Here is a 22,736-nt window from a genome sequence, read left to right on the forward strand (position 1 = left end):
ACCGGGCGGTTCCAGTACACCGGCCAGATCTGGCTCGAGGCGCTCGGCCTCTACTACTACAAAGCCCGCATGTACTCGCCGACCCTCGGCAGGTTCATGCAGACCGATCCCATCGGGTATGAGGATAATGTGAACCTCTATGGGTATGTGGCGAATGATCCAGTAAATTTGGTGGACTTTAGTGGCTTGGGTCCGTGGATTGTTCGGCTGGTCAACGCAGGTGTCAGGCGAATAAGGCGAGTCTCAAGGTCAGATGCGATACGCGAGCGTCGTCGTGGAGGTAATATCCAAGCTGAAAATCGCCAGCAGGCGCGCTCGATTGAGCGGGCTAGCACAAATGAACCAGAAAATATCCGTAGACACGAGGGGCATCAAATTCGGGACAGTAATGGCAATGAAACCGGCAATGTTGGTCGACCACACTATCAAACTGAAGGCAATACGGGCCATACATTTTGGTCAACGGCGGCGGCGACCGTGACAACAGTCACTACTACGGCATTGGATGCCTTGGAGGCTGGAGACCCAATATCCTTGTTGCTAGGAGAGAGCACTTCGCCTTGCGCTGACATTGGTGCCTGCGACCAAGACGGGAACGTGTTGGAAGGCGAAGAGAGAGAGAAGCTGAAATTGAACGTATCCAGAATGGGCTTCAGCGTGAAACTGATGAAAATTGATCGAGCAGGTGTCAGGTAATGAACACATTTCGGGTCGTTTTGGAGGGTTCACTTCTACCGCTAGAAACTGGGGAACTCTCAGGTTTCTTTGCTGGACGCTTTGTGCAGGCTTCGTCGTCGGCGGAAGCTACGGCCCTGGCAATCGAAACGGTTAGGAGAGAGTTTGAGCGATCTACTCTTGTGGATCATTATGTATTGCAGCAGATGATAGTCGATGAGATTGTTGAAGTCAGCGTGTCAGAAATTGAATTGCTAAGAGGATTCACTCTATATTGAGCTAAGACTGCAGGATTACGGTGACAGTTGCAATAACTTCTAAACTTCAACAAAGTTCTGAGCACCGCAAATCTAGCCACCCGCAACCCCGCCTCGCAAATCCTCACGGAAACCAGCACCAACGGCGTGTTCGCGTGGAATGCGCATCCCACAGGCACCACGACCGCGAACTACACCGTCAACGGTCTCAACCAGTATACCCAGATCAACGGCAACGGCATCTGCCACGATGCCAACGGCAACCTCACCGCGGATGGCACTTACGCCTATCTCTACGATAACGAGAACCGCCTGGTACAGATGCGCGCGCGGGTGGGCTCAACCTGCCCGACCAACACCACCGGCTATACCGGAGCGCTTTCAGCGCAGCTCGAATACGATCCGATGGGGCGCCTGTACGAGGTGCGTTCCTACACCAATGGCGCGCTGACCGACACGCGGCGCTTCCTCTACGATGGCGATGCGCTTGTGGGCGAGTACAGCACATCGGGCACGATGCTCGCGCGCTACCTGCACGGGCCTGCTGCGGGCGTGGATGATCCGCTGGTGAGCTTTGCCGGATCGACCACTGCGGCCAACAATGCGATCTATCTCTACTCGGACGCACGCGGCTCGATCGTATACAGCACCAATCGCTGGCGCTGGGGTGTGTTGACCAGTGCCAACACCTACGACCCCTACGGCGTACCGGGCACCGGCAACACCGGGCGGTTCCAGTACACCGGCCAGATCTGGCTCGAGGCGCTCGGCCTCTACTACTACAAAGCCCGCATGTACTCGCCGACGCTGGGCAGGTTCATGCAGAAACGAGACACAAAGCCTGCATTGAAGTTCTTTCGCAAGGCGCTTCGCTGTCAGGGTCAGGCTGAGAAGATTGCCACCGGTGATCTAAAGTACCCTTCAAGCATGCGAGAATTGGGCAATGAGAGTCGCCGCGAGATGGGAAGGCGGCTCAACAATCGGGCCGAAAACTCGCACTTACCCTTTCGACGACGAGAGCGGGTTATGCAGAGATTTCGCAGGATGAAGTCTCTCCAAAATTTCGCTTCCGTTCACGCCAACATCTACAACCACTTCAACTCCGTTCAACTCTGCCATTGCTGCGCCAATCGGAGACGAGTTGCGGTTGGTCTGACAGCAAGTTTGCCTTGCGGCGCGCTTCCATGACATAAGCATCTCTGAGTGCAAAGGGGGGCTTAAATGCCGATTTTCGTGATCAAGCGCACCTGTCTCGTGCTGCTGAGTGCTGGTGGATTGGGCCTTGCCAGTCCACTGCACGCACAATCCTTCGAGGAGCTGGATAGGCTTTCCGATGTTTCAGTCGATGAAGCGAGCGGTATCGCCGCCGCACAGGATCAGGCTGGACGCGGCCTTTTACTCGAAGCTTTGGCAACGCTGGAGCGTGTCATGGCCGTGCATCCAACTTCGCTCAATGCACGTATGCTGCATGCCTATTACCTCTGCGCGATTGACGATCAGCAGGGCGCTCGTGTCGAAATCGACAATATGGACGAGGATGATTTTGGCCGAGAGAACTTGGCCGAATTGCGCGCCCGCTGCGCGACTGCGAGCAGCGAGTTTCGTGTCTTGTCCGCACAGGACGGCAATCGCGAGCCGGTGGATTCGAGCAAGAAAGAATTAGGTAATGTATAAAACCAAACGCCTGTTCGTGTCGCTTGCTTGCGGCACAATGCTCGCAACAGGTCTGCTGGTTGCCCCGGCCCATGCCCAGCGAACCGAAGTCGGGAATGCATCTGCCGTGGTGGGCGAAGTCACGTTGGATAACAACACTTTACGCCGCCCGCGCGAAGTGCGGCGTAGGGACAGGATCGCATGGGGCGATCTGATCGAAACCGAACGCCGTTCACAGTTGCAGATATTGCTCCTTGACCGCTCATCCTACGGCATCGGCGCACGTTCGAGCGTGCGGATAGATCGGCATGTCTATGATCCCAATGGCGGCAGTTCCACAGTAGTGACCTTCCTAAGGGGCGCTTTGCGCTACTTGTCCGGCAGGCAGGATAACGGGAGCGATACCAATATCCGTACGCCAGCTGGCCGGATTGGCATTCGCGGAACTGCGCTCGACATACTGGTCGGCGAGGAAGCCGAGGATATCGCTGAGGATGAAGATAGCGTCGGCGGGATGCGTAGCGACGACGATGAGGCGACTCTGGTGATCTTGCGCGGACCGGGTGCAAATACCGGCGGCGGGCTGACGATTGGATTGGTTGAGGTTGAGGCTGCGGGTGTCACTGTGATACTCAGCGAACCCGGTCAGGCAGCATACATTCCCTTCAACGGTTCACCGCCAATCGGACCTTTTCGCATTTCGGACGACGGTCTGGCCGACGTGCAGGAGGAGCTTGCACCAGAAGTTGCCCGCGCGAACAGCGGCGGCGGTCTCCTAGAAGCGCTGATACCAATCGCGATCGGAGCGGCTGCGATCGGCATTTTGCTTGCTGATGGTGACGATGACGCGCCAGGTGCGTCCACCGCAGACAATCCTGATCAACCTAACGATCCGCCAATTGCTGGAATACCGCCGCGTCAGCCGCAGTCTCCGCAAGATGATGTGTTAGGAACAGCGGAAGTACCACCTGATCAATCCCAGGATGAAACAGCGGAATCGCCGCCATCGACCGATCCTAAAATCGATTAGCTAATCGCGCTAAATATTACTTTTGGGTTGCTTCGAAAACGCCATCCCAATCTTCGGCCAATGTGTTGTTGCGCAGTTGCGCGACCCGGTCGCAGTACAGAGAATGCAAGCCTGCAATGCCAAGAGCTTCATATTGCGTACGGCTCTGTTCCAACTGGCGATCAGCCTTATCCCAGTTCTGATGCCGGTAGGCGTCAATCAGGGCGGAATGATTTTCCGCCAGTCGCACAAACCCATCATCAATCCGAATGCTTTCATCGCCAAGCAATGCAAAGATTGTTTCCGGAGCTGCGCGCCCAACCACTCGCACGCGATCTATTTCCAGCAGCGCGAACCCCTCCAGCTTATCGGCTAGCGCGTGGCCTGCAATAATCGGCACGCCATATTGCTTGGTCAGCCCTTCCAACCGGGAGGCGACATTCACCGTATCTCCGATAAGTGTGTAGGATAGGCGCTGCCGTGAGCCCATGTTTCCGACACAGCACACGCCCGAATTGAGACCGATGCCAATCTTGACCTCGCCCGGCCAGACCACATCGGTGCGGCCCGCCATGACGTTGTTGAGTTTGTCTGTTGCCTGGATCATTTCCAGCGCTGCACGCGCTGCGTTACGGTGATGGTCCGGATCGTCAACGGGCGCGTTCCAGAAAGCCAAAATCGCATCGCCGATATACTTGTCGAGCGTAGCCTTGTGAGCGAGCAGGATTTCACTCATCGGCGAGAGGAAATCGATCAGGAATTCGATGACTTCGCGTGGAGTGTGACGTTCGGCAATGAGTGAGAAACCGCGAATGTCACACATCATCACGCTCATATCGCGCTCCTCACCTCCAAGCTCCAGCGTTTCTGGACTGGCCGCGATCTGGCGTACCATTTCAGGAGAAAGATAGCGGTCGAAAGCTGAGTGAATATAGCGCCGCTGACGTTCTTCGCGGAAGAACACCGCAGCTGTTTGTACGACGTAGATCGTGGCGATTGCAATCAGCGAATAAGTTGGATCGAGAAGGTAGCGGAGCTGGGTGAAGGCCAGCCAGCTGCATGCCGTGACCGCCGCTATCATGCAAGCAGCGACCAGAGCGCCGGGCAACGCGCCAAGCCTTGGCAGCAGCAATACCAGCCCACCGCCAAGAACGAGCACGAGCAGCAGTTCGAGCCCGAGGGCCCAATCAGGCCGGTCAAGAAACTCGCCCGACAGGATTTGCTGGGCTGCAGCTGCATGGACGGTAACGCCAGCCACCTGATCCGCGCTGACGGGTGTCGCAACAAGATCTTGTAAGCCTTGCGCGCTGCCACCGACAAAGACGATCTTGCCCGCGACCGCATCGGCCAATTCGGTGTCGCTCATCGCGTCGGTGATTATCGGCGCGGCAGAGATCATCTCAATCGAATTTGGCGGCTGGAAATGTATCCACATTTCTCCGGCATCGTTTACCGGAATTTCTGTATCACCGAGTCGTACCGATACGGCGGCACCCGGAAAAGAAAGCGTTTGGCCAGAACCATCGCTTGCCAACAAGTTTGGCGAGCCGAGATTCTGCGCAACCCTGACGGTTTCCAGTGACAGCGTCGGCACCAAAACTCCGCGATGGATGGCCACCATGCTTGCACGCCGGACAATTCCATCGGCGTCGGGATCGATAGTGACCGATCCTATTCCGGCCGATGCCTCCTCCAATTCTGGAAGTGGTAAGAGTGCGCCGGGATATTCGCGCACATCTGTACTCGGCATGGTGCCGTTGATGGTGAAGCTGGCGGCTAGCTCTACATCGCGCCCTATCTCGGCTGAGTCGAGAAAAAAGCCGGTTACAGTCGGGACAGTGCCAAGCGCCTCGGCAAACAACGCATCATGACTCGGCAAGTTGGCGAAATCTGCCCCAAGCGTGCCATTCTCTCCAAGCTGAGAATACCGTTGCACGATGGCCGCCGGCGAAGTCCTGTCGGGTTCGGAAAAGACGATATCGTATGCAACCACAACCGCCTCCGCTTCGCCAAGTCGGCGTGTCAGTTTGGCAAGATCAGTGCGTGGCCAGGGCCATTGCCCAAGCTGCGCTATGGATGCTTCATCAATATCGACGACAACAACCTGTCCATCGCCTTCTTGGATTCGCGGTGCAGCAGCCTGATAGAAATCGAATACTTGCCAGCGCATGCGTTCAAACGGCACGAAGTTTGCAAATTGCAGCAGCGCAACGAGAAGCAAGACCAATAGGCCGGCCACTTCCGGACCAAGTCGCCGTAGCTTATCAATCACTGTGTCATCCCCCGGTGCACAGCATAGGCTCGCCCTAGGCGCATGTGCAAGCAAGGGGAGCGCTCATGGTCTTGGTAGAGAACCATCTCCTTTAGCTGACGCTTTGAAACTATCCTCATCACGATGTCTCCATATTTGAAGAGCATCGCGATGCCCTGGGTTTAACAAACACCCGGGTCGCTAGACATTATCAGGGCCGCATGGAGTCGCCAAATAAACTGAACATGGCGACACACTCATGATCGCTGTGACGCATGATTTGAGGTGGGCTGAAGGGTGGGCTATTTATCAACCCTTCGTCTAAATTTTTGAATTGTCGTTATAAACTCAAAGAGATGGTGCGGTCGAGAAGACTCGAACTTCCACGGGCTATTCACCCACAACGACCTCAACGTTGCGCGTCTACCAGTTCCGCCACGACCGCACATCAATGAAGGAAGGACCGCAGGTCGGTCCGCCTTGGTAGGAGCGCGCCACTAGCAAAAGGGTTTGGGGGCTGCAAGCACTCTATTCGCCTGCGTAAAACAAGGCTGCAGCCTATTCGGGTTTCCAGCCGATTTGCACGTTGCGCGCAGAGCGCGGAACGTCGGTCACCGCCTCGTTCACCACCAGCGTTTCACCCGGGGCAATCGTGCGCTGCTGTGGCGGAACTTCCCACGAATAGACGATCCGGTCACGCGAATCGCGTAGCACGATCAAGATGGTCGGAATCTCGCGAGTGGTCGTGCCGATATTGGTGACCGTGCCGCTCGCGCCGAAGAACTCCGTCCCGTTGGGCAGCGTGCGTCGTTCCCACTGGTCGGGCGGGAAATCGAGTTGCAGGTCGGCGTCACCGGCAGCGAAGGTCGGGCGATCAACCGGCACCCAATCAGGCAGCCCCCAATAGGACACAGCGAAAATAGTGGCTGCGGCGACCACGGCAAAAATGCCCGCGGCCCAGGTCCACAGCTTCAGCGGATTGCGACGCGGGCGGAACGGCGGCTCGTGATCGAAGTGCGAAGGCTCGTCATCACCGTAGATCGTCTCGACCGGCGGCGGGGGTACTTCCTCTCGCGCAGGCGGCGGCGGGGATGGCGGAGGATCGGGAAGCGGGGCCTCTTCCGCTTCCGGCTCTTGCACCGGAGCGGGCACAGCGTCCTCCGGCTGTGGCGCTGGCGGCGGCGGCGCTGCGACCTCTTCCTGCTTCTCAGGCACGTCAACAACCGGACCGTCCTGATACCAGCTGTGGCGGCACTTCGCGCAGCGCACAGTGCGGCCTTCCACGCCAATGGCGGCATCAGGCACGACATATTTGGTCGAGCAGGCGGGGCACTGAATGATCATGGACCTCAAAGATTCCTAGGCGCGGGCGGGCGCGGCAACAAGATTAACAGCGCCAAGCATTGCTCTGCTTGCCGCTTTTTCCACAAGGAGCAGCGCAATTTTCACTGTCGCACGGCCCGATAGCCCTTTCCGTTGCCACCGCAAGGCCTTAGCTAGGCGCCATGGCCGGTTCCGATAGCTCGATTGTCCAGTTCGCCAATGTCGGGCTGCGCTATGGCACCGACCGCGAGGTTTTGAGCGATATTTCCTTCACGCTCTACCCGGGCAGTTTCTACTTTCTGACCGGTGCCAGCGGCGCGGGGAAGACGAGCATGCTCAAGCTGCTCTACCTTGCCCAACGCCCCAGCCGTGGCATGATTTCCATGTTCGGAGAGGATGTGATCACCCTGCCGCGCAAGGCCTTGCCCGATGTGCGGCGGCGGATCGGGGTGGTGTTTCAGGATTTCCGCCTCGTCCCGCACCTTTCTGCTTTCGACAACGTGGCTCTGCCATTGCGCATCACCGGTATGAGCGAGAGCCAGATCCAGAAGCCGGTGGCCGACATGCTCGAATGGGTCGGACTGGAACACCGCATGGAAGCGCGGCCCGAAACCCTATCGGGCGGGGAACAACAGCGTGTCGCCATTGCCCGCGCCGTGATCGCCCGGCCTGAAGTGCTGGTGGCGGACGAACCGACGGGCAACGTCGACCCCGAAATGGCCGTGAAACTGCTGCGCCTGTTCGAAGCGCTCAACCGCCTTGGCACGACCGTGGTGGTCGCCACGCACGATGTGCACCTGCTGCGCAAGGTGCCGGATTCGCTGATCATGCGACTCGACAAGGGGCGCCTGTCCGATCCGACGGGCGCGCTCAAATACCCTCCCAAACGTGAAGGAAACGGGCGATGAGCCGCGCTGCCTTTGGCGATTCCGCGCGCATCCTGCAGCAGGCCCGCATTGCCGGACCGATGCCCTGGGTGATCGCCATCATGATCGCGCTGACCGTGATGGCAGCATCAGCGGGCCTCGCGCTCAAAAACGTCGCCGACAATGCGCGCGACGAGATTTCCGGCGGCATCACGGTGCAAATCGTGGAAGGCGCGCCTGCCGAGCGGGACCGTCAGGCTGAACGTGCCGTCTCCTACTTCTCCAACCGCGACGATGTCGCTTCGGTCCGCCGCGTACCCGATGATGAGCTGGCCGAATTGCTCGAGCCGTGGCTGGGCGAAATGGGTGCGAGCGAGGAAGACGGTGTGCCCATCCCTGCGCTCGTCGATGTGCGGCTCTCCGGCCCGGTCACCTCTGCGCGGCTGTCCGAAATGCGCAGCGAATTGCTGGCGCAGGCCCCCGCTGCCCGCCTCGATGCACAGGCCAGCTGGCTTGGTCCCGTGTTCGATGCCATCCGCTCGCTGCAATTCCTCGCAATCGGGTTGATCGTCCTGCTCACGCTGACCAGCGCGGCAGCCGTGTGGCTGGCAGCCCGAAGCGCCTTGGGCTCCAACCGTGATACCATTGAAGTCATTCACCACCTCGGCGGCTCCGACGGGCAAATCGCCGGTATCTTCCAGCGCTCTGTCGCGTGGGATGCAGCGCTTGGCGGGGCTGCTGGCCTGCTGCTCGGTCTCGCCGCTGTCTTCGTACTTGGCCAGCAATTTGCCGGGCTCGGATCGGGCCTTGTTGCGGGAGGGGGGCTTGGCCCCGTCGACTGGATCATTATAGGGGCCATTCCGGTCATCGGCATTGTGCTGGCTGTCATTACCGCGCGGTTCACGGTAATTGCGGCATTGAGGCGCATGCTGTGATGACCGATACGCTGACCCAAGGAACGAAAGTCCGGCCATGATCCGCCGTATTATCGCCATTCCGCTCATCGTGTGGGCGCTGGGATTCGTGTTGTTCGCGATAACGCTGCCACAACCGCTGGCGCTGTCGGAAACCGATGCCATTGTTGTGCCTACAGGAAGCGGCGGGCGTATCGAGCGCGGACTGGACATGCTCCAGCAGGGCGCAGCCGAACAGATGCTGGTCACCGGCGTCGATGTCGTAGTGCAGCCGGGCGAGTTTCAGGCCGAATACAACGTGCCCGACCGGCAGATGGAATGCTGCGTGGAGCTGGGCTTCTCCGCGCTCGACACCCGCGGCAATGCGCGCGAGACTGCAGAGTGGATGGAGACCCAGCGCTACACCTCGCTGCGACTGGTTACCGCAGACTGGCACATGCGCCGCGCGGCGGTAGAGCTAGAAAGCCAGCTGCCGGACAACATTCGCGTGGTGCGCGATGCGGTGCGGTCCGAAGCCAGTCTGATGACCCTGTTTGTCGAGTATCACAAGTTCATCGCCGCATGGCTGCTGAAGGCTCTGGGCTGAGGCCAATGCCATGATGATCCTGCGCAACATCGCATTCTACATTGCCTTCTATATCGGCTCTCTGCTGATCTCGGCCTGCGCTGCAGCGGCAACCTATATCCGCCCACAATGGGTGCGGCCGCTGTGCGATACCTGGTCTGACTGGCACCACTGGTGCTGCACACGTCTACTCGGGCTGAAAATCGTCGAAACGGGCAAACGGCCAGATGGCCCGGCGCTCTACGCTATCAAGCATGAAAGCTACTTCGAGGCGATTGCGATGGCTCACACCTTTGATCACCCTGCGGGCGTGGCCAAGGCAGAGCTGTTCGAGTTGCCCTTCTGGGGCCGAGCAGGGCTTGCCTATGGCCTGATTCCGGTGGCGCGCGATCAGGGCGCAACGGCGCTACGGGCCATGCTGAAGGCAGGAAAGAAGGCGATTGCCGATGACCGCCCGATTGTGATCTTTCCGGAGGGCACGCGTGTGCCGCATGGTGAACACCGCAAGCTGCGTTCCGGTTTTGCGGGGCTGTACAAGTTGTTCAAGCTGCCGGTGGTACCGGTCGCCGTGAACAGTGGTCCGGTCTATGGTCCGTTCCTCAAAAACAAAGGCACCATCACCTGGCATTTCGGCGAAGTGATCGAACCCGGCCTGCCGCGTGAGGAAGTCGAACGCCGCGTCCACGAAGCGATCAACGCGCTGAACGCACCGCAGGCGGACTAACTCTCGATCAGTTCGATAATGCTTCGCGCCCACTCGCGCACGTCTTCGCGCTCACCTACATCGGCGACGAATTCCTGCCCGCGCGCAACGCTTTGCAAGCGACCCTGGCCAAGCCAGCGGGTCTCCCGCGCATGATAAGACAAACCGACTTCTTCCAGCCATGCCGGCACTTGCCAAAGCGACGGGTTCTCGCCCGGAATCGTGAGCCGCAATGCGTCCAGTGCGGGCGCATTGCTCGCCCCGCGGCCGCAATAGATCGCATCGTTGGAGGCATGCAGACCCAGCGCGTGCGGGTGATCGAGCGCGACAAATTCGGCGCGTTCTGCCTCGCTGCACGTCGTCAGATCAACCATGCGTTCGATATCCAGAAATCCGAAAACGCGGTGATGCGGATCGCCATCGTCTCCGCAGAACAAGCCGAAAAACAGGAATAGGTCCCCCGGTCCTACACCGTGATTGGCAAGATGCGTCTGCGCCGCGCCGCACTGGCCGAGCATCGCGGCCCCGCTCTCCAAAAACATCGGATCGTTGTGGCAGCGATGGCGCCCCGATAGCTTCCCCCTGCTCGCCCTTTTGGCATGTCCGCCCAGCCCCAGGTTACCGTATGTTGTGCGCGAAATTCTTTGCCCATCGGGAATCGGCAAGCTGAGCGCACGCCCATCCACAATCGGCGAAGGCCCGCCCCCGGCGCTGCTATCAAACCCCTTGCGAGAGAAGATGATCTTCATCGCTCCCGCCTTAGCGCCGATACCTTGCAAAGCCACCCCTATCGACTTTGCTTGATTGCGCCTGAACCCCATGCAAAGGGCGAATCATATGACGATTGATCGACTCGCGCTTCGTTCTGCCTATCGCATGGAAGAGGAAGCCTGCATCGCCGAGCGGCTTGACCAGGCCGCCACCGTTACCGCCCATCATGGCGAAGCCAGCGCGCTCGCTGCGCAGCTGATCGAAGGCGCGCGCAAACGCACCAGCAAGGGTCTCGATGCGTTCCTTGCGACCTATGGTCTCAACACGGAAGAAGGCATCGCGCTGATGTGCCTGGCAGAGGCTCTGCTGCGCATTCCCGATCAGGAAACCGCCGATGCGTTGATCAAGGACAAACTCGCCAACATGGACTGGGGTGAGCACCTTGGCGAAAGCAAGAGCATGTTCGTCAATGCGGCGACATTCTCGCTGATGCTGACGGGTGAAGTGCTGCGCGGCGGCGACAAGCGTGAAACGGGCCTCGCCAATACACTCCGCCGGACCACGGGCCGCCTAGGTGAGCCGGTGATCCGGCAGGCGGTGCAGCAGGCGATGAAGATCCTTGGCGGACAGTTCGTCTATGCCCGCACGATTGACGAGGCGATGAAACGCGCCGCGCCAGAGCGTAAAAAGCACCTTGTCCATTCGTTCGACATGCTCGGCGAAGCGGCGATGACCATGGCCGATGCCGAGAAGTACCGCCAGGCCTATGCCCGCGCGATCGAGCGGCTCGCGAGAGAAGAGGGAGGCGTGCACGGCGGGCCGGGTATTTCGGTCAAGCTGTCCGCGCTCTATCCCAAGTACGATTTCCTTCATGCAGAGGCGGCTTGTGCGCATATCGTGCCGGTCCTGCGTGATCTTGCCGAGCAAGCGCGTGAGGCCGATATCCACTTCACCGTCGATGCCGAGGAAGCCGAGCGGCTTGAGCTCAGCATGGATATCATCGAGGCGCTGGCAGAAGACGACAGCCTCTTCACCAAGTCCGATGGCACCCGGTGGGACGGCTTCGGGATGGCCATTCAGGGCTACCAGAAGCGCGGCGTGCCCATGTGCCGCTGGGCCGCGCGGCTGGCGCGCAAGCATGACCGCAAGTTCTTCGTCCGGCTGGTCAAGGGCGCCTATTGGGATGCCGAGATCAAGCTCAGCCAGGTCGGCGGGCATGACGACTATCCGGTTTTCACCCGCAAGATCGCAACCGATGTGTCCTATCTCGCCTGCGCCAAGGAACTGCTGGCCGCGGACGATGCGATCTACCCCGCATTCGCCACGCACAACGCCTACACCATCGCCGCGATCAAGTCGCTGGCGGGCTCTACCCCGTTCGAGTTCCAGCGGCTGCACGGCATGGGTGAAGAGGTCTATGACGTGCTCGCCAGGATCGAGCACAATGGCCCCACCCGTGTGCGCATTTACGCGCCGGTCGGCGGTCACAAGGAACTGCTCGCTTACCTCGTTCGCCGCCTGCTCGAAAACGGCGCGAACTCCAGCTTCGTCAACCGCATGGCCGATGTCGACGTGCCGATCGAGGAGATGACGGGCAATCCGGTAGAGGAACTCACCGCGATGTCCCCGCGCCGCAATCCGGCCATCCCGCTGCCTGCTGACATCTATCCCAACCGTCTCAATTCGATGGGCGTCGATCTTGCCGATCCACTGGTGCTCGCCCCGCTGCGTGAAGAGCTGGCCGAATGGACGCAGGACGATCCGCTCGCTCGCCCCACCTTGCGCGCGCAACGCGGCGGACAGATGTTCCCCGTACGCTCTCCGTTTTCGGGAGAGGAAGTCGGCGGTTGGGTTTCCGCGACGGAAAAAGACATCGACCTTGCTATTGCCCGCGCCGTTGCCGCCCAGCCGACATGGGACGCGCGCGGTGGTGAGGAACGTGCTGCGCTGCTCAGTGCTGCCGCCGACCTGCTCGAAGCAAACATGGCGCGCCTGCTCGATCTATGTCAGCGCGAAGCGGGCAAGTCGCTGCCCGACGCGGTTCTCGAAGTGCGCGAAGCGGTCGATTTCCTGCGCTATTACGCCTGCGAAGCGCGCATGCTGTTCGGTGCCCCGCAACCCTTGCCGGGACCAACGGGCGAGACCAACCTGCTGCGCCTGCACGGACGCGGCGTTTTCGCTTGCATCAGCCCGTGGAACTTCCCGCTTGCCATCTTTATGGGTCCCGCCGCAGCCGCGCTCGCCGCGGGCAATTGCGTGCTCGCCAAACCCGCCGAACAAACCCCGCTGATCGCCGCACTCGCCATCGACCTGTGCCACGAAGCAGGGATCCCCAAGGATGTGCTGCAATTCGTTCCGGGTGACGGCAAGGTCGGCGCTACCATCACTTCCGATCCGCGCATCGCGGGTGTCGCCTTCACCGGGTCGACCGGAACCGCGCACGCCATTAACCGCACGCTCGCCCAGCGCGACAGCCTGATCGGCACGCTGATTGCCGAGACCGGCGGCCAGAACGCGATGATCGTCGATTCATCCGCGCTGCCCGAACAGGTGACCCGCGATGTTGTCTCAAGCGCATTCCAGAGCGCGGGCCAGCGTTGCTCGGCGCTGCGCGTGCTCTACCTGCAATCGGACATCGCGGACTCGATGCTCGAGATGATCAAGGGCGCCTTCGATGCGCTTGTGGTAGGCGATCCTGCTGACCTCGCCACCGACGTCGGCCCTGTGATCGACCAGGAGGCGAAGGACAAGCTGGAAGCCCACGTTGCCGAGATGCAGGCGGAAGGCTTCCCCGTTACCCGCCTGCCGCTGCCCGATACATGCGCCAACGGCCACTTCGTCGCGCCGACGATTATCGAAATCGGCTCGATCCTCGATCTGGACGAGGAACACTTCGGCCCGATCCTGCACGTCGTGCGCTACCCCGTGGGCACACTGCGGCAGGTGATCGATGATATCAACGCGACCGGATACGGCCTGACGATGGGCCTGCACAGCCGCATCGAGGAAACCCGCAAGTTCGTGGAAATGCACGCCAAGGTCGGCAATTTCTACGTCAACCGCAACCAGATCGGCGCAGTCGTCGGCAGCCAACCCTTCGGCGGCGAAGGCCTATCCGGCACCGGCCCCAAAGCTGGCGGCCCGCACTATGTGACACGGTTTGCGACCGAGCGGGTAACGACGATCGATACGACTGCCGCCGGCGGCAATGCGAGCTTGCTGGCTGGGGGGTGAGCGGAACATACAGCACGATCAGCTTTGTAGCGAATGTAGCTCAATTGCCCCCAGAACCATTCGTGTCACGCTTTCCACCTGAGTAAAGGCAGCCGTAGTTTGGTTGAGGCTGCCGCCCCCATGCCCGCAGTTCACCTGAAAACTGACGCTTGATCTCAAGTTTGGTTGAGGTTGTAGGCTGCGATCTGCGGAGCAAACTATAGAGGCGATTAGTGGAGGTTTTTGTTCTTGGCGGCACTGGTTCCATTGGAACGGCAATTGCCCGTGAGCTACATCTTAGGGGGCACCAAGCGACCGGATTGAGTCGTTCACTTGCTGCGGACAAAAAGCTTTTGTCGTGCGGAGTGAAGCCAGTGAGAGGCCGCCTAGAAAACCCTAAGCAATGGCTACATCACGCTGCTGTGAGTGATGCAGTCATACAGGTCGCCGCAACCTTTGGCGATGATATGAGCAATGTGGATTGGGTTGCAATGTCAGCGTTGATTGAAGCCGCTAGGACTCGATCTAAGAAATTGCGAATGATCTATACTGGAGGTTGCTGGCTCTATGGGCAAACTGGCAATCTGATTGCTACAGAGAATAGACCATTTAAGCCGCTCAAGCCATTTGCTTGGATGGTTGCGCACAGCAGGGAACTCTTGAGGGCTCCAAGCATGTCAACGGCCGTTGTACATCCTGCGATGGTTTACCATTCTGATGGTGGCGGAGTATTTGAGCGGTTCTCAACTGCAGCGAGAGCAGGTCATGAAATCGAAGTTTGGGGCAGCATCAACACACGTTGGCCGCTGATTGAGCGATCCGATTTGGCGAGAGCTTACTGTGATCTCGTTGAGCGCCCGGAACTGATCGGACATTTCAATGCTGCGGCAGAGACTGGCATCCCAGTTGGCAAGATCGTTTCCGCGATCGCGCAGGCCCATGGTTGTTCGGCAAACTTGACAGTACGCAACGTCGAAGAAGTTGTAGCTGAGCATGGCGCATGGGCCGAAGGCCCTACGCTAGATCAGCAAATGTCGAACCAGAAACTCAGATGCACTACTGGCTGGAAACCTTTGATTACCGACTTTGAACAATCAGGCTTTCTCGACTAGCCGATCTCGAAGCACAAGTTGATCGCGGATCTGCCCACTTTCAACCGCTATCCCAGACTCTGAGTTGAGGTGCGCAGGGGATAAGCACGCGGAGCCCTTGCCCCCGAGCCCACGTTCGGGAATCTCTCGTGCATGACCATTCTCTCAGACAAGTGGATTCGCGAACAAGCGACGCAGCACGGCATGATCGAGCCTTTCGTCGAGGCGCAGCGGCGTGATGGGTGTATCTCCTACGGCGTCAGCTCGTTCGGGTATGACGCGCGAGTGGCGGACGAGTTCAAGATCTTCACCAATGTCGATAGCGCGGTGGTGGATCCCAAGAACTTCGACGGGAATTCGCTGGTCGACCGGCAGACCGATGTCTGCATCATTCCGCCAAACTCCTTCGCGCTCGCGCGCACGGTAGAATACTTCCGCATCCCTGACGATGTGCTGGTGATCTGCCTTGGCAAGAGCACCTATGCCCGTTGTGGGATTATCGTGAACGTGACCCCACTGGAGCCCGGCTGGGAGGGCCATGTGACGCTGGAATTCTCCAACACCACGCCGCTCCCCGCCAAGATCTACGCCAACGAAGGCGCGTGCCAGTTCCTTTTCCTGCAGGGCAACGAACGCCCCGAAGTGACCTACGCCGACAGGGCTGGAAAATATATGGGGCAGCGGGGGGTGACTCTGCCGAGGTTGTAAATCCTCCCCCACAGCGGGAGCGGCGGGACCGCTCGCGAGGCGAGGGGTGGAGGGCACGGTTGCAATCGCTGAGCCAAGTTTCCGCGAGTTGTTTGTTTTTCGCACCGACCTCCGTCGGTGCGTCCTCGCTAGATGCACTTCGCTTCGCTGCGTGCCCGCTGCGGGCGGGCAGTCGCCCTTGCCCTCGGCTAGTCGCCGAGCGAGCTCCGCGACACGGTAGCAAACTAGGGCAAGGTTCTTGGTGAAAGCTGACAGCATCGCGCTTGCCTCGGGCGCGACTAGCGAACGACAGAGCCCGACCGGGCGACCGCAGGTGCCGCGCAGCGGAGCGGAGCGAATAGCACCGAGGACGAAGCGGCGGAGGCCGCTTCATGAGACAAAAATTCCCGCGAGAATCAGAAGCTCGCCCTAGCCGTCAGCCTGAAATTCCGCCCCGGCAGCGGCACGAAGTCTTTCGTGAAGCTCGAGTGGCGGCGGCCTTCGGTGTCGAACACGTTGTCCACCTGTGCCAGCAGCGTGAAGTTCTCGCGGCCTTCGAACGGGTGCCATGCGATTGAGGCATTCACGAATGCGAAGCTCTCTGTCGGGGTTTCGAACGCGGCTACCTTGTTCTGGCTGTCATACCATTCAACTTCACCGCGAATGTCGAAGTGACCGGTGCGCGCTTCCAATGCGCCGTAGAGGCTGAGCGGCGGGACGCGCGGAGCGTTGGTACCGTCATCCAACTCGATGCGAGTGTAGGAACCGCGCACGTCGCCGAGCAACGAGAACGTGTTCGCCTCGATAAGCGGGAAGGTGATCTGCGCCTCCGCGCCCCACTGGTCGGCATCCTGCTGGCCGAACTGGAACACCGGAAGATCGTCTTCCTCGTTACCGGTAGCAGCCAGGAAAATGAAGTCATCAAACCAGTTGCGATAGACGCTGGCGTTGATCTTCACCTCGCCCACTTCGCCGCGCAGGTAGAGCTCACCGCCAAGGCTGGATTCGACGTCGAGCGTGGTATCGCCGACCTCGAATTGCTGGGTGGCAATGTGCGGACCTTCGGCGAACAGTTCCGCAGCAGTCGGCGCGCGCTCCGTGCGTGAGAGGTTGAGCCCGAGACGGAAATCATCGAACAGCACCACGCCGCCACCGATAGATGCGGAGAAGGTATCGAAACTGCGTGTGAGGCCCAGCGTGCTCGCTTCCAGCTCGGTCGTTTCGAAACGCGCGCCGGCTTCGACTTCAAACCGGTCGAGATCGATTTCCTGCAGCGTGAACAGAGCGAAATTTTCCACGTTGTTGGGCGGGATATAGGCTTCGGCCCCTACGGCCTCGAAATCCACGGCGGAGAATTGCGCGCCGATTGAGCCGCCCCAGCCACCCTGGCGGGTCTGCACCAGTTCGGTGCGGCCTTCGACGCCGGCGATGTTGAACACGGTGCCAACCTCGTCACCTTCGAATTCGGTATGGCTGTAATCGGAGATGCCGATCCGCGTCTGCAAGCGATCAAAGAAGCCGGAGCCAAGATCGATATCGGCGCGGAAATCACCACGATATCGGCGCAGGCCGATGGATACCGCTTCTTCGCCTTCCTCTTCGGCCTCTCCTTCTTCACCTTCTTCCTCACCGTGATGATGGCCAACGCCCGGAGCGCCCGGGACGCCGTATGTTGTGTCGTAATAGTCAAAGCTGACACCGAAGTTGTGGCCGCCCGAGAAGAACGCAACGCCCGCGCCGGCAGACCAAGTTTCGCTGTAGCTGTTGGGCAGTACATCGCGCACATTGGCAGCTTCGCGCAGCTCTTCGGCTTCCTCGAATTCGCCTTCTTCCTCTTCTTCGGCTGCATCGGCTAGCAGGTCTGCGCGCAGAATGTCCGAAGCAGCGAAGCCCGGAATCTCGATATCGTCAGTATTGCGATAGGAGCCATCGACGTGGAACACGATGTTCGGCGTGATCGCAGCATCGATAGAGACGCCACCTTCCCAAAGGCCCGTGGCGGTATCTGTACCGGCGAGCAGGTCAATGTGGAGCGGCTCGTCCAGCGGCGCAGGCGGGATTCGCTTCGACACGACATTCACCGCACCGCCAATCGCCTGGCTGCCGTAAAGCAGCACTGCAGGGCCCCGCAGCACTTCGATACGCTCGGCAATCAGCGGGTCGGCGGAAACAGCGTGGTCATCCGATGCTCCCGAGGCATCAAGCGTGCCGATACCATCGTTAAGGACCCGCACGCGGTCACCACCAAGGCCGCGCAGGATCGGCCGCGCGGCACCCGGGGCAAAGCTGCTGGAAGTTACACCCGGCACATTGACCAGAATGTCACCCACCTGCCCGGCGCTTTCACGCTGCAACTGGATACCGTTGATCACAGAGGTGCCCGCGATCACGTCCAGCCGGTCGACACCGGCGGCGGTCACATAGATGACGCCATGAAAGTCGTCATTCGACGGCTCCGCGCGATCCGTTGTTTCAGGTGCATTATCTTGCGGTGCATCCTGCGCCAGAACCGGCAGCGGGAGGGCAACACTCGCGAGGAGAAGTACGGAATTACGGATCATGAGGGTAGTTTCCTGAATGAGGTAACGATGTAACATCGCACGACCTAGCGATCTTCCTCTGACCGTCAAGTGAATACCGGCAAGATTCGCCAAAATGCGATGCAGAGCCGACGAACTGCGTCGAAAATCAGTCTGCGGCAGCGCTCTTCAGGCGTTCGCGTGCGCGATCCTCACCGATCAGCGGGAGCAGCTCACCCATGTCCGGGCCATGATCCTTGCCCGTCAACGCCTGCCGCAGCGGAAGGAACAACGCCTTGCCCTTGCGTCCCGTAGCTTCCTTGAGTGCTCCGGTCAGATCCTGCCACGGGGTTTCACTCCAGGCGAGCATCTCGGCAGCCTCGGCGAGATAGGTGCGGTCGTCCTCATCAAACGCGCGAGCGTCAATCGGCCCGACCACCAACTGCCACCACTCTGCTGCCTCTCCGACTGTTGTCAGGTTCGGCCGGATGGCGTGCCAACCGGCAGCATCGATCCCTTCAGGCAGTCGATCCGCCACTTCGGCGAACTCCATCGCATGGACAATCGCGGTGTTCACCCGTTCCAGCTCTGCATGGTCGAACTTGGCAGGGGCGCGGCCGAAGGTGGAAAGGTCGAATGTTTGCAGCAGGACATCGCGATCGGCAATCGGTTCGACCGGCAGCGATGTGCCCAGTCGCGCCAGCATGGCGATGAGTGCTTCGGGTTCGATGCCCTGCTCCCGGAAAGCGTCACAGCCCAGCGAACCGAGCCGCTTGGACAGCTTCCCTTCCTTGCCCACCAGCAACGCCTCATGCGCGAAATGCGGGCAGGCATCGTGGACCGGGCATTCGCTATGATCGAAACCGACATCATGCAGAGCGTCGAACATCTGCTTTTGCACCGCGGTGTTGGAGACGTGGTCTTCCCCGCGCAGCACATCGGTAATGCCCATGTCGATGTCGTCGACCGCGCTCGGCAGCATGTAGAGCCAGGACCCGTCGGCGCGGCGGATCACCGGATCGGACAGCTGTGCCGGATCGAACTTCTGCGGTCCGCGAATGCCGTCTTCCCAGTCGATGATCTCTTCATGGTCGAGCTTGAAGCGCCAGTGCGGGGCAATACCCTCCGCCTCTTTCGCTGCCCGCTCTTCGTCCGACAGTTTGAGCGCACCGCGATCATAGATCGGGGGCAAACCACGCCCCAGCTGAATCTTGCGCTTCAGTTCCAGTTCCTGCTGGGTTTCGTAAGCCGGATAGACGCGGCCCGCCGCCTTGAGCTTTTCGAATGCGGTATCATACAGGTCCAGCCGCGCGGACTGGCGTTCTTCCCCGTCGGGTGCCAGCCCCAACCAATCGAGATCGGCACGGATGGCCTCGACAAAACGCTCCTCGCTCCGCGCCGCATCGGTATCGTCGATCCGCAATATAAAGCGTCCACCGCTCTTCCGGGCGAGCATCCAGTTGTGCAGTGCCGTGCGGATATTGCCGACATGCAGCGTGCCGGTTGGCGAAGGCGCGAAACGGGTAATCGTGGTCATGCTGGTCCGGTTAGACGTGTGGCGCGCAACCCACAAGCATGGTGCAAGGCCACTTGAATTTTCCTCGCAATTCTTAATGGTTAGCCGCAGGGATCAAACCTAGGGGACGCACAATCATGAAAAAGCTAGTTGCTGCGGCGGCGATGGCGGCCTGCGCATTCACATCGACCGCTGCCCATGCGCAGCGGGAGCCATCGCTATATCTTCGCTGCGACGGTGAACCGAACAATATGACCGGGGGTGAGCAATTCGCCCGCTTCCTGGGTGCAATCACGCTGCTAGGCCTGTTCGCTCCCTCGCCCGAAACACCTACGCCCAGCGCACGCTGGTTCGGCCAGCGCGGGGTCGATGCGTGCACCCAGCTGATCGACGGCGAAGATGGCGAAGGCAACCCGGTCCGCCGTATACCGCTGATCCTGGCACGCGCGCTGCACCGGATCGAGGCAGAGGACTATGCCGGCGCACTGACCGATGTCGAGATCGCCCGGGCCGAGGCAGAGGCGGCCGAACTTGCCGGCAACCCATATTTCGACCGTTCAATGGGACTCAGTTTCAACAACATCGCCGCTGCGGCACATTTGCGCATGGGCAATCCGGAATTGGCGCGCGACACCTCACTCGCGAACATCGCAGACATGCAATACAGCTTCGTGCCAAGCCTGTTCTCCGACACCTACAGCCGCTTTGTGCGAGATCTTTCGCCGGAAGCGGACATCAAGCTTTCCAGCGAAGCGGCGATCATGCCGGTCTTTATGGTCGGTTATGCAGCCGCTCTCGATGAAGTCGGCCGTTTCGGGGATTCTGCCGCAGCCAACGAAGCGCTGATTACAACGCTGGAAGGCATCGCGACCGAGAACACCGGTTCGCTGCCCTATGCGCGCGCCGCTGTGGCGCATGGTCTGGCTGACAACTGGAGCGAAGCACGCGATCGCGCCCAGTTCGCTCGTCGCAACATGAGTGAGCGCACCAATCGCGGCCAGCCGGAGGACAATCAGGCGGCTGTGGTCGAGCTGCTCGACTTCTTCTCCATTGTCGAGATGGAAGAAGAGGGCGATCTGGAAATGGCACGCCGCATGTTTGCCGCCCGTTCGCAGTGGACCGCGCCTAGTTTTGGCGCAGTTCTGGCGATGACCGACCGCTTGCGCGAAGGCGCGGCGCCCGAAGAGCTATTCGGTTCGCTGGCGCTATCGGGCAACGAGATGTGGCAGCGACGCTACGATGACCTGATGGCGATCGAGCTGCAGAACGATACCGACAACGATAGTCTGTTCAATCTGATCGTGAACTATGCGCAGGTGGACGAGTTTGAAGATCGTGCCAGCCACACGTGGAGACTCGAGCGGTCACGCCTGATGGCGGATGAGGCAGACGAAGACGGCCAGTGGGCAATTTCCGCACAGGGCAGCCCTTATTCCTCGATCGATTCGATCATGCTGCACGCCGCCTTGCAGGCGCAAGAGCGGGGCTATCAGGGCTTCACCATGCTTCTTGGTCAACCACGTCCGGCCTATGGCGGAGCGATCACGACCGGTTGGGCGCGCTTCGTCAATCCCGGCGATCCGCATACGGACGACCTGCTGTTCATTCCTGCGGACGAGGTGATTGTGGAACTTCGCGAACTGATCCCGACGCGTGATGAAGTACGCGAAAGGCGGCGGGAGCGTCGCCGTAACCGCTGATCGGCGGAGCGGAACGTACGGTGGCGCGCCCTCAGGGCAGGAGCGCCACCGCTTCCACCGCATGAGCGTAGAGACGGTCATGCTGGTTGCGGGAGATGAAACCTTCGATCGTGCGGGTGAATGCGGCGCGGTCACCGGCAAGAGCCGCATTGATCATGCCAACGAAGGTATTCTCATCCGGGCTGACCATGCAGCAACACGGTTTGAAGACCTGCACATTCTCCGGCCATGCCTGCCCCGCACAGTCAGCAAGTTCCAGCACCGCACGCGCTGCGGGGACCGAGCCGATCTGGCATGTCAGCTCCCCAACGGGATCGCGGCCGTTCTGCGCGCACAGCGCAATCAGACGGATCGCCATCACAATCCGGACTGCACGAGGACTTTGGTACGCAAGGCGGAGCGGCTGCGCCAATTGCTCGATAATAGCTGCACTGCGAGCCGAACCGGCACGGGCCTCACGGGAATTTGGGCGTTTCTCGGACATGCGAACCTTCTTTTGCGATTGATTCGCAAAAATGATAACGCTTCGGTTCGCTATTGCAATGCGAATGCTTCGCAATAGCGATAATTATTGGGGAGACATAAAAATGCTGCCCCGGTCGCCTGAGATTATCAATCCCGAAGGGCCGACGATATCGCTCTGTGTCTGCTGGACATGATCGGCCTCGTGGAAAATCTCCGCAATGTCCGAGAGGCGTGGAGGGTGCGCGACCAAGCAGACAGGTGGCGGCGGCATCGGCGGACCATCGACTTCCCGAGGCACGTCTGACGAAACCGGATCTAGTAGCAGCCGATTGCCTTCGATGACGTATTGCCGGACGAAACCGGCACAACGCGGCTCCCACCATATCTCGCTCTCGTCAGCCGACAGATTGACGATCTCGGTCTCGCGCAGAACCTCGCCATTGATTGCCACAACGCGCCAATCACCAGCGAGCGTTTCGGGCGCTGTGACTGCGGCAATACGACCTGCGCCTGCTTCATCATGCGACACCTGGGCTGATCGCGAAGCGTCCTCTCCACACCCGAAGAGCATTATAGTCGCTGTGAAGGCCAGCAACGACTTGCGCATTTCTTTCTCCA

The 22,736-nt window shown here is 59.9% G+C and carries 19 protein-coding genes, 1 tRNA gene and 2 pseudogenes; 14 read left to right on the forward strand and 8 right to left on the reverse strand.

The window, feature by feature from the left end:
* The 6 genes and pseudogenes from OOZ52_RS12010 to OOZ52_RS12030 form a co-directional block, all read left to right on the forward strand.
* Positions 1–696, forward strand: a 696-nt coding sequence (locus OOZ52_RS12010) for an RHS repeat-associated core domain-containing protein (RefSeq protein WP_274698773.1), incomplete at its 5' end; no start/stop codon positions are given.
* Positions 696–953, forward strand: coding sequence for a hypothetical protein (locus tag OOZ52_RS12015; RefSeq protein WP_274698774.1), 258 nt, complete (start codon positions 696–698; stop codon positions 951–953). The genes OOZ52_RS12010 and OOZ52_RS12015, both read left to right, overlap by 1 nt.
* 495 nt (positions 954–1,448) lie before the next feature.
* A pseudogene (locus OOZ52_RS12855) lies at positions 1,449–1,748 on the forward strand (hypothetical protein); the annotation flags it as partial.
* 12 nt (positions 1,749–1,760) lie between these two features.
* Positions 1,761–2,033: pseudogene (locus OOZ52_RS12860) on the forward strand (DDE-type integrase/transposase/recombinase); the annotation flags it as partial.
* A gap of 120 nt (positions 2,034–2,153) precedes the next feature.
* Positions 2,154–2,606, forward strand: coding sequence for a hypothetical protein (locus OOZ52_RS12025; RefSeq protein ID WP_274698776.1), 453 nt, complete (start codon positions 2,154–2,156; stop codon positions 2,604–2,606).
* Entirely contained in the window at positions 2,599–3,615 is a 1,017-nt protein-coding gene (locus OOZ52_RS12030; protein WP_274698777.1) for a FecR domain-containing protein, read from the forward strand. Before OOZ52_RS12025 ends, OOZ52_RS12030 begins: the two co-directional genes overlap by 8 nt.
* Positions 3,616–3,631: 16 nt before the next feature.
* Here OOZ52_RS12030 and OOZ52_RS12035 read toward each other — a convergent pair whose 3' ends face one another.
* The 3 genes from OOZ52_RS12035 to OOZ52_RS12045 form a co-directional block, all read right to left on the reverse strand.
* The gene (locus OOZ52_RS12035) at positions 3,632–5,866 is read right to left on the reverse strand and encodes a CHASE2 domain-containing protein (RefSeq protein WP_274698778.1); all 2,235 of its coding nucleotides are present in this window, start codon (positions 5,864–5,866) and stop codon (positions 3,632–3,634) included.
* Between the two features lie 336 nt (positions 5,867–6,202).
* A tRNA-Leu gene (locus tag OOZ52_RS12040) sits at positions 6,203–6,290 on the reverse strand.
* A gap of 113 nt (positions 6,291–6,403) precedes the next feature.
* A complete protein-coding gene (locus tag OOZ52_RS12045; protein ID WP_274698779.1) occupies positions 6,404–7,189 on the reverse strand; it encodes a zinc-ribbon domain-containing protein in 786 nt (261 codons plus the stop codon).
* A 161-nt stretch (positions 7,190–7,350) separates the two neighbouring features.
* Between OOZ52_RS12045 and ftsE the strand changes: the two genes are divergently transcribed.
* Genes ftsE through OOZ52_RS12065 form a run of 4 tightly spaced genes read left to right on the forward strand, consistent with a single transcriptional unit; the run spans position 7,351 to position 10,237 of the window.
* Positions 7,351–8,076 carry a cell division ATP-binding protein FtsE gene (ftsE, locus tag OOZ52_RS12050; RefSeq protein WP_274698780.1) on the forward strand — a complete coding sequence of 242 codons (726 nt, stop codon included), beginning with the start codon at positions 7,351–7,353 and terminating at the stop codon, positions 8,074–8,076.
* Positions 8,073–8,969: a cell division protein FtsX gene (locus OOZ52_RS12055; RefSeq protein ID WP_274698781.1), complete on the forward strand. Its 897-nt coding sequence runs from the start codon at positions 8,073–8,075 to the stop codon at positions 8,967–8,969. Before ftsE ends, OOZ52_RS12055 begins: the two co-directional genes overlap by 4 nt.
* Positions 8,970–9,006: 37 nt before the next feature.
* Complete coding sequence (locus OOZ52_RS12060) at positions 9,007–9,534, forward strand: YdcF family protein (protein WP_274698782.1); 528 nt, start codon at positions 9,007–9,009, stop codon at positions 9,532–9,534.
* A 10-nt stretch (positions 9,535–9,544) separates the two neighbouring features.
* Positions 9,545–10,237, forward strand: coding sequence for a lysophospholipid acyltransferase family protein (locus OOZ52_RS12065; RefSeq protein WP_274698783.1), 693 nt, complete (start codon positions 9,545–9,547; stop codon positions 10,235–10,237).
* On the opposite strand, the gene OOZ52_RS12070 is transcribed toward OOZ52_RS12065, so the two are convergent.
* The gene (locus OOZ52_RS12070; protein WP_342454960.1) at positions 10,234–11,037 is read right to left on the reverse strand and encodes an Nmad3 family putative nucleotide modification protein; all 804 of its coding nucleotides are present in this window, start codon (positions 11,035–11,037) and stop codon (positions 10,234–10,236) included. The two genes, OOZ52_RS12065 and OOZ52_RS12070, sit on opposite strands and share 4 nt — an antisense overlap.
* Before the next feature lie 16 nt (positions 11,038–11,053).
* Here OOZ52_RS12070 and putA point away from each other — a divergent pair, with 16 nt between their 5' ends.
* From putA to dcd, 3 genes are all read left to right on the forward strand, one after another.
* Positions 11,054–14,161 (forward strand): bifunctional proline dehydrogenase/L-glutamate gamma-semialdehyde dehydrogenase PutA, encoded by a 3,108-nt coding sequence (gene putA, locus OOZ52_RS12075; protein ID WP_274698785.1) that lies wholly within the window; start codon positions 11,054–11,056, stop codon positions 14,159–14,161.
* Between the two features lie 212 nt (positions 14,162–14,373).
* On the forward strand, positions 14,374–15,252 hold the full coding sequence (locus OOZ52_RS12080; RefSeq protein WP_274698786.1) for an NAD-dependent epimerase/dehydratase family protein: 879 nt from the start codon (positions 14,374–14,376) through the stop codon (positions 15,250–15,252).
* Positions 15,253–15,384: 132 nt separating this feature from the next.
* Positions 15,385–15,939: a dCTP deaminase gene (dcd, locus tag OOZ52_RS12085; protein WP_274698787.1), complete on the forward strand. Its 555-nt coding sequence runs from the start codon at positions 15,385–15,387 to the stop codon at positions 15,937–15,939.
* Positions 15,940–16,334: 395 nt separating this feature from the next.
* Here dcd and OOZ52_RS12090 read toward each other — a convergent pair whose 3' ends face one another.
* Positions 16,335–18,479 carry a TonB-dependent receptor gene (locus OOZ52_RS12090; RefSeq protein WP_274698788.1) on the reverse strand — a complete coding sequence of 715 codons (2,145 nt, stop codon included), beginning with the start codon at positions 18,477–18,479 and terminating at the stop codon, positions 16,335–16,337.
* A 127-nt stretch (positions 18,480–18,606) separates the two neighbouring features.
* Positions 18,607–19,974, reverse strand: coding sequence for a glutamate--tRNA ligase (locus OOZ52_RS12095; RefSeq protein WP_274698789.1), 1,368 nt, complete (start codon positions 19,972–19,974; stop codon positions 18,607–18,609).
* A 116-nt stretch (positions 19,975–20,090) separates the two neighbouring features.
* Here OOZ52_RS12095 and OOZ52_RS12100 point away from each other — a divergent pair, with 116 nt between their 5' ends.
* Positions 20,091–21,653: a hypothetical protein gene (locus OOZ52_RS12100; protein WP_274698790.1), complete on the forward strand. Its 1,563-nt coding sequence runs from the start codon at positions 20,091–20,093 to the stop codon at positions 21,651–21,653.
* A 31-nt stretch (positions 21,654–21,684) separates the two neighbouring features.
* Here the strand turns inward: OOZ52_RS12100 and OOZ52_RS12105 are convergent, their stop codons facing one another.
* Complete coding sequence (locus OOZ52_RS12105; protein ID WP_274698791.1) at positions 21,685–22,137, reverse strand: hypothetical protein; 453 nt, start codon at positions 22,135–22,137, stop codon at positions 21,685–21,687.
* 84 nt (positions 22,138–22,221) lie between these two features.
* The gene (locus OOZ52_RS12110; RefSeq protein WP_274698792.1) at positions 22,222–22,725 is read right to left on the reverse strand and encodes a hypothetical protein; all 504 of its coding nucleotides are present in this window, start codon (positions 22,723–22,725) and stop codon (positions 22,222–22,224) included.
* Positions 22,726–22,736: the final 11 nt, after the last annotated feature.

It is taken from the genome of Aurantiacibacter sp. D1-12 (assembly GCF_028858515.1).
Lineage (GTDB): Bacteria > Pseudomonadota > Alphaproteobacteria > Sphingomonadales > Sphingomonadaceae > Alteraurantiacibacter.

Coding starts and splice junctions, on each gene's coding strand:
- OOZ52_RS12100 (WP_274698790.1), top strand. CDS start 20,091: ATGAAAAAGCTAGTTGCTGCGGCGGCGATGGCGGCCTGCGCATTCACA.
- OOZ52_RS12105 (WP_274698791.1), bottom strand. CDS start 22,137: ATGTCCGAGAAACGCCCAAATTCCCGTGAGGCCCGTGCCGGTTCGGCT.
- OOZ52_RS12055 (WP_274698781.1), top strand. CDS start 8,073: ATGAGCCGCGCTGCCTTTGGCGATTCCGCGCGCATCCTGCAGCAGGCC.
- ftsE (WP_274698780.1), top strand. CDS start 7,351: ATGGCCGGTTCCGATAGCTCGATTGTCCAGTTCGCCAATGTCGGGCTG.
- OOZ52_RS12070 (WP_342454960.1), bottom strand. CDS start 11,037: ATGGGGTTCAGGCGCAATCAAGCAAAGTCGATAGGGGTGGCTTTGCAA.
- OOZ52_RS12060 (WP_274698782.1), top strand. CDS start 9,007: ATGATCCGCCGTATTATCGCCATTCCGCTCATCGTGTGGGCGCTGGGA.
- OOZ52_RS12045 (WP_274698779.1), bottom strand. CDS start 7,189: ATGATCATTCAGTGCCCCGCCTGCTCGACCAAATATGTCGTGCCTGAT.
- OOZ52_RS12110 (WP_274698792.1), bottom strand. CDS start 22,725: ATGCGCAAGTCGTTGCTGGCCTTCACAGCGACTATAATGCTCTTCGGG.
- putA (WP_274698785.1), top strand. CDS start 11,054: ATGACGATTGATCGACTCGCGCTTCGTTCTGCCTATCGCATGGAAGAG.
- OOZ52_RS12025 (WP_274698776.1), top strand. CDS start 2,154: ATGCCGATTTTCGTGATCAAGCGCACCTGTCTCGTGCTGCTGAGTGCT.
- OOZ52_RS12090 (WP_274698788.1), bottom strand. CDS start 18,479: ATGATCCGTAATTCCGTACTTCTCCTCGCGAGTGTTGCCCTCCCGCTG.
- OOZ52_RS12095 (WP_274698789.1), bottom strand. CDS start 19,974: ATGACCACGATTACCCGTTTCGCGCCTTCGCCAACCGGCACGCTGCAT.
- OOZ52_RS12030 (WP_274698777.1), top strand. CDS start 2,599: ATGTATAAAACCAAACGCCTGTTCGTGTCGCTTGCTTGCGGCACAATG.
- dcd (WP_274698787.1), top strand. CDS start 15,385: ATGACCATTCTCTCAGACAAGTGGATTCGCGAACAAGCGACGCAGCAC.
- OOZ52_RS12065 (WP_274698783.1), top strand. CDS start 9,545: ATGATGATCCTGCGCAACATCGCATTCTACATTGCCTTCTATATCGGC.
- OOZ52_RS12015 (WP_274698774.1), top strand. CDS start 696: ATGAACACATTTCGGGTCGTTTTGGAGGGTTCACTTCTACCGCTAGAA.